Origin of the sequence: Nodularia sp. UHCC 0506 (genome assembly GCF_034931045.1) — a bacterium.
GTDB lineage: Bacteria > Cyanobacteriota > Cyanobacteriia > Cyanobacteriales > Nostocaceae > Nodularia.
The window spans coordinates 95,976-106,384 of the sequence record NZ_JAYGHH010000005.1 but is presented as its reverse complement, the minus strand read 5'-3'; the positions used below and the strand labels follow the sequence as shown (position 1 = coordinate 106,384).

Annotated in this window: 10 protein-coding genes; 2 read left to right on the top strand and 8 right to left on the bottom strand. The window is 38.0% G+C overall.

Features of this window, described 5'->3' with window-relative positions:
* Nucleotides 1-98 precede the first annotated feature (98 nt).
* Nucleotides 99-1,646, top strand: a complete 1,548-nt coding sequence (locus tag VB654_RS05840) for a mercuric reductase (protein ID WP_323212617.1) — start codon at nucleotides 99-101, stop codon at nucleotides 1,644-1,646.
* 246 nt (nucleotides 1,647-1,892) lie between these two features.
* On the opposite strand, the gene VB654_RS05835 is transcribed toward VB654_RS05840, so the two are convergent.
* The 7 genes from VB654_RS05835 to VB654_RS05805 form a co-directional block, all read right to left on the bottom strand.
* Nucleotides 1,893-2,651: an anti-sigma factor gene (locus VB654_RS05835; protein ID WP_323212616.1), complete on the bottom strand. Its 759-nt coding sequence runs from the start codon at nucleotides 2,649-2,651 to the stop codon at nucleotides 1,893-1,895.
* 2 nt (nucleotides 2,652-2,653) lie between these two features.
* Nucleotides 2,654-3,211: a sigma-70 family RNA polymerase sigma factor gene (locus VB654_RS05830; protein ID WP_323212615.1), complete on the bottom strand. Its 558-nt coding sequence runs from the start codon at nucleotides 3,209-3,211 to the stop codon at nucleotides 2,654-2,656.
* Nucleotides 3,212-3,364: 153 nt separating this feature from the next.
* Nucleotides 3,365-4,291, bottom strand: coding sequence for an alpha/beta hydrolase (locus VB654_RS05825; protein WP_323212613.1), 927 nt, complete (start codon nucleotides 4,289-4,291; stop codon nucleotides 3,365-3,367).
* 20 nt (nucleotides 4,292-4,311) lie between these two features.
* Complete coding sequence (locus VB654_RS05820; protein WP_323212612.1) at nucleotides 4,312-5,136, bottom strand: NAD-dependent epimerase/dehydratase family protein; 825 nt, start codon at nucleotides 5,134-5,136, stop codon at nucleotides 4,312-4,314.
* A gap of 48 nt (nucleotides 5,137-5,184) precedes the next feature.
* Nucleotides 5,185-5,832, bottom strand: coding sequence for a pentapeptide repeat-containing protein (locus tag VB654_RS05815; RefSeq protein ID WP_323212611.1), 648 nt, complete (start codon nucleotides 5,830-5,832; stop codon nucleotides 5,185-5,187).
* 374 nt (nucleotides 5,833-6,206) lie between these two features.
* Nucleotides 6,207-6,704 (bottom strand): hypothetical protein, encoded by a 498-nt coding sequence (locus VB654_RS05810; protein WP_323212610.1) that lies wholly within the window; start codon nucleotides 6,702-6,704, stop codon nucleotides 6,207-6,209.
* A gap of 496 nt (nucleotides 6,705-7,200) precedes the next feature.
* Complete coding sequence (locus VB654_RS05805) at nucleotides 7,201-8,433, bottom strand: DUF4336 domain-containing protein (RefSeq protein ID WP_323212608.1); 1,233 nt, start codon at nucleotides 8,431-8,433, stop codon at nucleotides 7,201-7,203.
* 520 nt (nucleotides 8,434-8,953) lie between these two features.
* Here VB654_RS05805 and VB654_RS05800 point away from each other — a divergent pair.
* The gene (locus VB654_RS05800; RefSeq protein ID WP_323212607.1) at nucleotides 8,954-9,727 is read left to right on the top strand and encodes a hypothetical protein; all 774 of its coding nucleotides are present in this window, start codon (nucleotides 8,954-8,956) and stop codon (nucleotides 9,725-9,727) included.
* Nucleotides 9,728-10,025: 298 nt separating this feature from the next.
* Here VB654_RS05800 and VB654_RS05795 read toward each other — a convergent pair whose 3' ends face one another.
* A complete protein-coding gene (locus VB654_RS05795) occupies nucleotides 10,026-10,394 on the bottom strand; it encodes a hypothetical protein (RefSeq protein WP_323212606.1) in 369 nt (122 codons plus the stop codon).
* Between the last annotated feature and the right edge of the window lie 15 nt (nucleotides 10,395-10,409).

Genomic DNA, 10,409 nt, shown 5'->3' with positions numbered 1-10,409 from the left:
GTTCGTAATTCGTAGTAATATAGCTCAAATTACAATTCAATAAAAAGCACTGCAAAGCAGATTGCTAAATCAATTCTTATCATTGAAGGAGTTTATTAATGTCAAATTCTGCATCTCAAAAAGTTACTCTACCACCAATGGATGAGTATAATAAAAAATTAATTTCCTATGTTCATCCACCGGATTGGGTTAATCCTAAACCTGTGGATTGTTATGATTTAGTAGTTATTGGTGCTGGTACGGCCGGATTAGTTGTAGCCGCAGGTGCAGCAGGTTTAGATGTGGGGTTAAAAGTTGCTTTAATTGAAAAGCATTTAATGGGTGGAGATTGTTTAAATGTCGGTTGTGTTCCCTCAAAATGTATTATTCGTTCATCTCGCGTTGTCGGCGAAATTTTGGAAGCAAAGGTTTTGGGAATTAACCCTCTAGAAAAAGTAGAGGTTGATTTTCCGGCGGTAATGGAACGGATGCGCCGTTTAAGGTCGGGTATTAGCCATCATGATTCTGCTCATCGGTTTCAAAAACTGGGAGTGGACATTTTTTTAGGTAGTGGTCGTTTTGCAGGTGATAATATCATTGAAGTGGGTGAACAAAAACTTCGCTTCAAAAAAGCTGTAATTGCTACTGGCGCTAGAGCCGTGCGACCTTCTATTAAGGGATTAGAAGCATCTGGATTTCTGACTAATGAAACAGTATTTTCCCTCACCGAACTTCCTCCACGTCTAGCCGTAATTGGTGGTGGCCCTATCGGTTGTGAATTGGCTCAAGCTTTCCAACGTTTGGGTTCTCAAGTTATCTTGTTTCATAAGGATTCTCACATCTTAAATAAAGAAGATAGCGAAGCCGCAGAAATTATTCAAAATCGTTTTATCCAGGAAAATATACATCTGGTTTTGAATAGCCAAATCCAAAGTGTAGAAAAAACTTCAGAAGGAAAGCTCATCCACTTCCTCAGTAATGGTTCCCAAAGGTCAATTGTTGTTGATGAAATTTTAGTTGGTGCGGGACGCGCACCGAATGTTGAAGGCTTAAATTTAGCAGCTGTTGGGGTGGAATTTGACCAAAGAAAGGGGGTGAAAGTTAATGATTATCTCCAGACAACAAACCCCAAAATTTATGCAGCCGGCGATATCTGCATGAACTGGAAATTTACTCACGCAGCTGATGCCGCAGCGCGAATTGTAATTAAGAATACTCTGTTTTCTCCCTTTGGCTTGGGAAAATCTAAACTTAGTAGCATAGTCATGCCTTGGGTAACATATACTGACCCAGAGATTGCTCATGTGGGAATGTATGAGCAAGAGGCTCAAGAAAAGGGTTTTGATATCAATACAATCAAAATTCCTTTTAGTAGTGTAGACCGAGCAATTACAGATGGTGAAGAAGATGGATTTGTAAAAATTATCCATAAAAAAGGTTCCGACCAAATTTTAGGAGCAACAATTGTCTCCCGTCATGCTGGAGAAACAATTAGTGAAATAACTACAGCAATTGTGAATAAAATTGGTTTAAATGGGTTGTCTGGTGTAATTCATCCTTATCCAACTCAAGCAGAAGCGATTAAAAAAGCCGCAGATGCTTATCGCCGGACTTTGTTAACACCAACATCAAAAAGAATTTTAGAATTGCTAACGAAATTGTCTTAATACTTGCGAGATTAAAAATTAATTTTTCCCAAAGGTTCATCAAGTTATGAGCTAAATTTGCCCTGGAATATTAAACAAACGTTGAAATTACTTTGGCAGATTATTAAAATTACATAGTTCTCTATTCATTTAGCATACTAAGTCCTGTAGAGCCAAAATTATTACTAATATAAATTTATCAACCAATTCCATTATCAAGATACTGCACTAGATGAAGATGGAAAATAACCAATTTGAGCCATAATTCTACAAAGAAACATTACCTGTCATTACAGTTTCTCCAGTTGGTTGGGGAACTTTTTCTATGGGTTCAATAGTAATCACAGCCTGAGAAGAATCTGTCATAAACTCATCTAGAGGCAGTTGCATGAATACTGTCCCTTGGGAGTCTGGGTTAAATTCTCCGCAATATACTTTTTTATTATCAATTACAGCCCACAAGCGATAAATTTGACCTTGGGGCAATTGGTCTAAATTTTGCAAGGTAAGTAACGCCACATCAGACTTAGGTGCAATTACTAAACTACCAGAAGCTACAGGAGTTACATTAGTTCCTGTTAGTGTGAGCAAACGGTTATTAGGTTGACGCAGTAAGGCTATTGTTTCCTGATAACGGGATAGTTCAGCTTGAGTAATAGTAACTTGTTTTTGTAGACGATAACTATATAGACTGAGGCTAATGACAACAGAGGCCGCAATACTTCCCAGAACACCAACCCAAACTGGAGGTTTTTTCCAAATTCGGTTTGATGTTGAAACTATAGAATTACTAGAAGATGCAGCAGCCTGTAATATTTGAGAACCCAAATATTTAGGAGGCGAAGTTGCTGGTAAAGCCCAAGGAAGTAAAGCTAAACTATTCTGTAACCGGTTTACCTCAACTTTTAATTCTGGACGGGTTTCTAATAGTTGGTTAACCATAGCAACTTCTTCTGAAGTTAAGTCGCCCAGGACATAACCTGCTAAGAGTTCTTGTAATTCGTCAAAATTTGGAAAGTTTGTCATGATTATTCCACTAAATCTTGTAATATTTGCCTTAGTTTTAATAAAGCCTTGCGTTTATAAGTTTTCACTGTTCCCAAAGGCATTTTTAAGTCATCAGAAATTTCTGATTGACTCAAACCGTCGTAGTAAGCCATTTCTAAAACCTGTCGCTGCTGATTGGGTAACTCAGATAATGCCTCACGAATCCGGTTTGATGTTTCCTTGATTGAAGCTTTATCCATCAAACTATTCCTATTGTCTTCGGGAAAGCTACGATTCCATTTTTGCAAACGTTGCCATCTGGCTTGTATTTGACGGAGGCGGTCTATGGCTTTCGACCTTGTAAGGGTGGTGAGAAAAACCTGCATTGAACCTCGCTTAGAGTCATACGCACCACCACGCCAAAGACTGAGAAAAACTTCTTGTGTGAGGTCTTCAGCTTCTTGGGCGTTTTTTAACATTCGTAGCGCCACTCGGTAGACTATCTCTCCATAGCGTTCATAAAAGATACCTAAAGCTGACAGGTTTCCCGAACGCAAAGCCTGAAATACTTCGGTATCTGTCTCATTAGATAACATCATTTAGAAACCAAATATTGACACAATATTTAAAGCATCATATTCATATTTGTGACTAAAAGTAAATTATTGCCAATTTTGTTTCAATAAATTAATACTAAGCTAAACTCCAAAAAGGATTTACTTATTTAATTTTGACAAAGTAATAAAATGGTGTTATTTTTTAGAGTTAAATAGTCCAGTAATAAATGGTGCGATCGCTTCTACAAATTCTACTGTTGATTCATAAGGTAAAACGTTGCGTCCCGGTAATTTAACTCCACTACCTTGAAGTAAACAGCCAAGATAATCAGCCATGCGTTCATCTGGTGTTTCTTGTTTACCTTCTTTGCTAATACTCGATGCAGTTTCTCCCAAAACTACCAATGTCGGCTGATTGATACAAGCAAGATAACCACTATAATCCTGTCGCCAAAATCCAGCCAAAAACGAAAATACTGCATGGCGACTTTCCGAATTTGCTGCCCCTGCCACTAACATATTTAACCACTCTTTATCTACAGCATTTTCTGAACCAAAAAGCTGCCTAATTGAGAAGGAGCGTAAAAATTTTTCTGTCCGCGCATAACGATAAAAAGCATTACCAATAGGCGAATTAAAAAGATTCCAAGCTATTTTTTGCTGCAATGCTGATGAATTTTTGGTAATCACTGGCCAAGCAGGAGGCCCAGCTAAAATCATGCCAGCAATTAATTTTGATTGTTTTTGCACCAACTCTATAGCAACTGGTAATAAAGCCCCTTGCACCACAATTACAACAGGTTGTTTGACAACTGTTTGCAAAAAGTAACCTAGTTGTTCTGCCCAATCTTGAGGAGTATAAGCCACACGGGGCATATCACTTTCACCACATCCTAGTAAATCAGGATTGTAAATCAGATTTTTCTGACCTTTTCTATACCATTGGATGCGAAATCTTTGCCAAAATCTTCGTGATAATCCCACCCCAATCGGATGAATTAAAAGTAACGGTAAACCCTGACTACTGGAGTTAACTGGTTGATGTATGTCGTAGGCACAACGATAGTTCTTCCAGGTGTAAAACTGGGTAGGAGATATTGCAATATTCAATGTATTTGCCATAGTATTTTTTTGAATGTTTATTAAAATATTATCTGTGGATGAATTAATTTATAACCAGCTTTTTTAATTTTTTGATTAGATACTTTAGCATTATATAGACGCTGACCTTTAGCAGTATGATCCCATTTTACTTTGGGTAAGTTGTGTTTTTCCATCAAGCCATCAAGTAACTCTCGACTGCTTAAACCAGCATCATCTACTAAATTATAAATGCCTTGCAAATGATTTAGACGTGCAAATTCTATTGCCCCAGCAATATCGTCCAGGTGAATCCAATTAGCGATATCTTGACCATTACCAGGACGAGTTGTACCAGGCACTCTCTTAAATATTTTAATTAGTTCCCTATTAGGACCATAAATACCTCCTAATCTTAAGATACAAACATGAAGCTTGTCACTAGATGCTCCTAGTAATACATCTTCAGTTGCTTTGAGAATTTTGCCATTATCATGGCTGGGTGTAGCTGGGGTTTCTTCATCTACCAAAGCACCGTTATGGTCGCCATAAACTGAATAACTTCCAGTATATATTAATTGCTTAACACTAGGAGTATCGTGTAAAATTTCAACTAGAGTTTTGGCGGTATTGAGATAAGTGTTTTCATATAAATTTGCCCCTTTTGCCCCAATACTCAACAACACAATATCTTGATTTTGTAATACAGATTTTAGTTGTTCTCGGTCATTACCTTGGGTGACTACAACTTTTTGGGCTACACTTTCTAAAGTCGGGACACGCTCAGGAGTAGTTGTAGTAGCTGTAATCATAAAAGTCATCTTTTGCTGCCAAGCATGAGCAACGGCACAGCCAACGTAACCACAACCAATAATGGCAATATTCATAAATCCAACTGGTCTTTATGTTAACAATACCTTCTTTGTGTACTTATGTTAACTATGAATCACACCATCAGGCATAATTGCCCCAGCTAAGTTAGCACCAATCAATTTTACCAGCAAGCGATCGCCTGAACGAATCCGCGCCCCTGTTAAGTCGGCTCCGCGCAAGTCGGCTCCACTCAAGTCCGCACCAATCAAGTTAGTGGAACGTAAGTTGGCTTCTCTCATATCGGCTAAAAGTAAGTTAGCTCGAAACAAATTTGCTGAGGATAAATTTGCTCCTCGCAGAATAACTTTATGCATAAAAGTATCACTAAGATCAGCCCCACTCAAGTCAGCATAACTCAAGTTTCTGCCAGATAAATCTTTGTTGCTTAAATTAGAGCCTCTGAAGTCTTTCCCACTCAAATCCGGGTTTGTTTTAGGTGGTTTATAGGTACTTTGAGGTGGTGTTGTTGATTGAGAAGGTGGAGAATGATAAATGTTTTGCTGCTTACCATGTAAAGAACGCAATTTATCACGAGCTTCATTAATGGCTTTGAGCTTGTCTTGAGCTTTTTTCAGTAAACGGTGATTATCTTGAGGAATGCGGTCAGGATGCCAAATAAAAACCAAGTCTTTATAAGCCTGATTGATTTCCTCAAGTGTTGCTCCAGATTCTAGTTCTAAAACTCTATAGTACTGCTCCATCCCGCTCATTATGATATTTTTGTCAACAATCAAATTAAGTATGAGTGATGCAGCCGCTAGATAAAACCTACTCAAATCTACTCATAAGATTGGAATCGGTTCTAATTCCTGTTTTGGCCAAGTTTATCGGCGGGTTCTTGTCAATAGGTATAAATAAATTCAGCCAGAGCTTCTCCATCTGCTCTAAATTCAATACTGAGATTCAACTATTATACTAGGGTGTCTTTAGCTAACTCAGTTCATAAATCACCTTTTTGTGGGTAACTTCTAAAATACTCTATCTTCTTTATATACACCGAAACTATACTGCGATCGCCTGATTGAAGGTGTAGTTTTGTATCAATGTTGTTATTTTTCATCAGCCTTATGCCTATTTTGCAACTTCATTCTCTCCTCATCATCCCATTTCGCCACCGATTCATAGCTCTGAAATAAGCGACAACAGGAATTTGATAAACTTCCACTAAAATCCACAAAATAATTGATAAATGTAACAAAAAAGTTAATATTGTCCAAATATATGGTATCCAAGTAATGGGATCATGAGATACTGCCGGAAAGTAGTAAGCAACTAGACCAATTAAGCTTGTGGGCAGCACCACAAAGGCAATAGCCGCAATCCCATAACCCCAGCCCAATTCAACGCCCTCCAACTGAGCTTCTGTCCAGTTAAAGCCATTCCAGCGCCAAATCAGGGGAGGTTGTCGAGAAGGCATTTTGATTTGTTGTTGTTCTATGTTAACGGTAAAAATCTCAGAGCAAAAATCACAAGCCATAGTCTCCATCATGGGCATATGAGAAATTTTACCTACACGACAAACCGGACAGGGGTAAACTTCTTGAAGGTCAAAAGATGTAGTAAATATTTTGGAACTGGGCATAATAAAACTACGTTTTGCTGAAAATGTAATTCGGTGATCAGGTTTCTTAATCTACTGCGGTACTGCTTTATTTGTATACATCTGTGGTTAACTAATCATGGAATGTACATCTCAAAGAGTAAGAACAACAATAAAGCCAAATAGGGTAAAAGTTATCTAACCTGAGCAAATTTTTCCTTTTTCATCATCAGCGAGTCTTGATTCCCAAATTGGTCATGAGTCTATCGTTTTTTGGGGGTTTTTGCAGGTTTTGACGCTGGCGATACTTTCTGTTGAAGCGACATTCTCAAAGGTGTATATTCAATTTTTAGCTTAATTCTGCTCAAATGTTCAGCAGCAATCACTACGTTTAAAGGCTTTAATTTACAGCCTAGTACCGCCGTGAAGTCAAAAATCAAAAGTCAAAAAGCTTTTACCTTGGGCTTTTGAACCTTTTGAAAGGGTATCCATATTTACGTCATGCTGTACTAGTGTCGCCCATTTTTCAAATTTTAGCTTATACTTTCTCCTTTGGTGGAGGCACGATGCCACTTTTTTTTAAACTTTGGTCAATATCTCTGAGTAGTTGAAAATCCTCCTCTGGTAAGGGATAAATATTACTACTTAACAAACTCATACTAGTCACCGGATGTTTTTCCAAGAAAGAAAATGCTTGACGAAACTGATCCGGCTGTGCTGGAATCGGTGAATCGAAGTGACAAGGAATAATCCACTCAAAATCCCAACTCGCTACAGTCTCAGCCCATTCAATAGTTTCTCTTGGTGCGCGGTTAAGAATCAGGGTTTGCAAAATCGGTGCAACAAATAAACGACCCTCACCTCTGAGTATATCGAAGGAGTGCTGCCAGTTTGAATGCCATTTAAAGGGAAATAAACCAAAATAGGCTTTTTGTGAGCGATTGGGTGCTTTAATCGCATCGCGCAATACTTTACCCAATCCCATGACTTCTAAGACACTGGGACGAAAATATAAAGCAAATAAGGAAATGCGTTGCCATCCCTTGCGGCGATTTGCTGGATGATCTGTGACTATATCAGATGCCGTGTCTTTGGCATGAAATAGTAAAGGATAGGGGTCTAATTGGACAATCGCTGGCGGATCTGCTGATACAGATATGACTGAATCTGTTACTAATAGAGTATGCGATCGCTTATGGAAAAATACCACTTCGGCAAACTTCCCCGGACCCAGTTCAATAGGGCCGAGAATCGCGTATTCAAACTGTTCAGCGAATGGGGTTTTACTACTATCTTCTGGTAATACATGAGTCCGTTTAGCAGGTAAACCTAGCCAACGCACAGGAAGATTTAACGGAAAACTCCATTGTTCAGGGGCGATAAACACCTCTGAACTGGGAAAGTATCTAGCAAAGGGACCAACAAAAACTTTGTGTTCTAGCCCTGAGATAGTTGGCAAAATAATATACTTAACATCACCGTGTTCTGCGACCAACTCTTGAACAAGTCGGATACATTCTGGGGTAGGCGCAACGGGAGCGTATATAAGAAGACCACCTTGATCAAGCTTAACTACGGTCATGCGAATTGGCACAACAACGTAGAAAATTCCCTGCATTTGGTCAAAAGTCCAAATTGTGTCTTTAATGACTTCCTTGCGGATTGTTCGCCGCTTGCCATAAGGGTACAGTGGCAATGTAAACCAGAAAGGCCAGGAAAAATCCTGCTGATTAATCTGTTCTGGGCTTACTCTATTTTTATCATCAGCCACTCTGCAACCCCTCCCAAATTCCCAAGGCTTGAATTATTGAGCTAACAACTTCAACTTGTATCAAAAATCTAGTATCTCATAACTCAGGCGGCAGACAGAGAGAAAATAGCTGATCTAGTGTCATGGCAATCAATTTTATTTAGCATATAATAAAAATCAAACAAAATATTATGTATATTAAAAATGTGATTATACCCAAAGTCTAACTCAGTGAAAAAATTAACACTAAATTATGATTAAAAGTATAATCAGCTACAGTCATTACACATTTATCATTTTGCCTCCCCTAAAACCTAAGATAATAGAAATTACGCACTTTACAAATTAATCAGGTACGATTTCAATAAGATACTGATTCCCAATTATTTTGATTGCAAATAGACCATTGTGATTGTAATAGACCAACATTGTAGGGGTTTCAATGATCAAATCCTGAAAAAAATATGGGTTTTAAAAACACATATTTAATTGTAAATGTCAATGCATAACTTCTAGATAGAACACAACTAGCAAGTAGTTTATGAATCACGCACAAAGAGATTTCTGCTTTTGTACTTTAGCCTTAAGACATAAATATCGTCTTCTGGCTCAACAAATGGCTACTGATTTAGAAAAATACTCTCCTGGTGCTACATTGTTGGTATTAACAGACGAACCAAGTTGTTTTCAAGAAAATTCTAACGTTTTAGCTTTTAAACATCGCCAACAGGGGATTCTACATTGTTATCATGACAAAAGCATTCTCATGGAAATCGCTTTATCACAATTTCCAGTGGCAATTCACATTGATGCAGATACAAGAATATTAGCTCCCATACCAAATAATTTACAGTGGAAACCAGGAATTACAGTAGGACATTTTGAAAACTTGGTAGAACACGTCAAGCAGTATACTCCTGAAAGATTGCAACCTCTCCAGAAGGTTGCTTCACATTTCAACATAGATTTAGCAACTGTGACTTATGTGGGAGAGTCATTATTTGTGATTGCTAGAGACAATGGTAAAGAAATAGATTACTTAAAATCCTGGGCAATGATTGGCAGGTATTTGGAATTAAGAGGGATTCATGCTGGTGCAGGTAATGCAATGGGTATCGCTGCTACGAAGGTGGGGTGGAAGATTTTCCAAGATGGCTGGCAAGAACTTAAAGTTGTAATGCATCATACAGATGCTTCTTATGGTAATAAGCAGATGACTTTATGGGAAAAATGGGAGCGAAGACTTGGCTACCACTATCGCTTAAATTTAGCTAGAGTTATGGCTTTGAAAAATGCCAAATTCTACTATAGCTAAAGTTAATTACTGACAAAAAAAGTGCTGAATCAGAAAAGTAGCAGTTATTCAGCACTGATTATTAATTAAGGCTTGCTGTTCGCGTAGCGTTAAAAGTTATTTGTGAGGATAGGGAACAGGGAACAGGGAACAGTATCAGTTATCTGTCATCATCAAAATTTCTGATTTATTCAATCCAAAATTCACACTTTTAATGGTAAACCCTTCAAAAGTCTTGTACCTACTTTCGGGTTTATCATCCTCAAACCTTTGATTGATATGGGTTTTAGATTTCTTCAGCCAGCCCTAATTATTCAGATTACGAATCTAAATCTAAAGCTTGCATTCCTTCCCGTTTGGCAAAAGTTAGCAAACTTCCCAACTGTAGCCAAACCAATAAACAAGTCAAAAGACTGACCGGTAAACCAATTCCTAAAGCCAAGGGGGAGGGAAAACCAAATATCTCTAAACCTGATGAGAGGAATAAACAAACACCGACAGTAATTCCCAGAAATGGTACAAATAATTGTTTTAATGAGGAAGGAGATTTAGGACTTTCGGTATTATCTTCTTTCCATTGCTGCACTATTACTTTTAGTGTTCCAGATAAGGCCAGACCAGAAGTTAATGCGATTAAAAAACCGATAAGTAACAGAAAATAAGGTGGTTGTTCAGGGTAATAGTACATGAAATCTCCAAATTG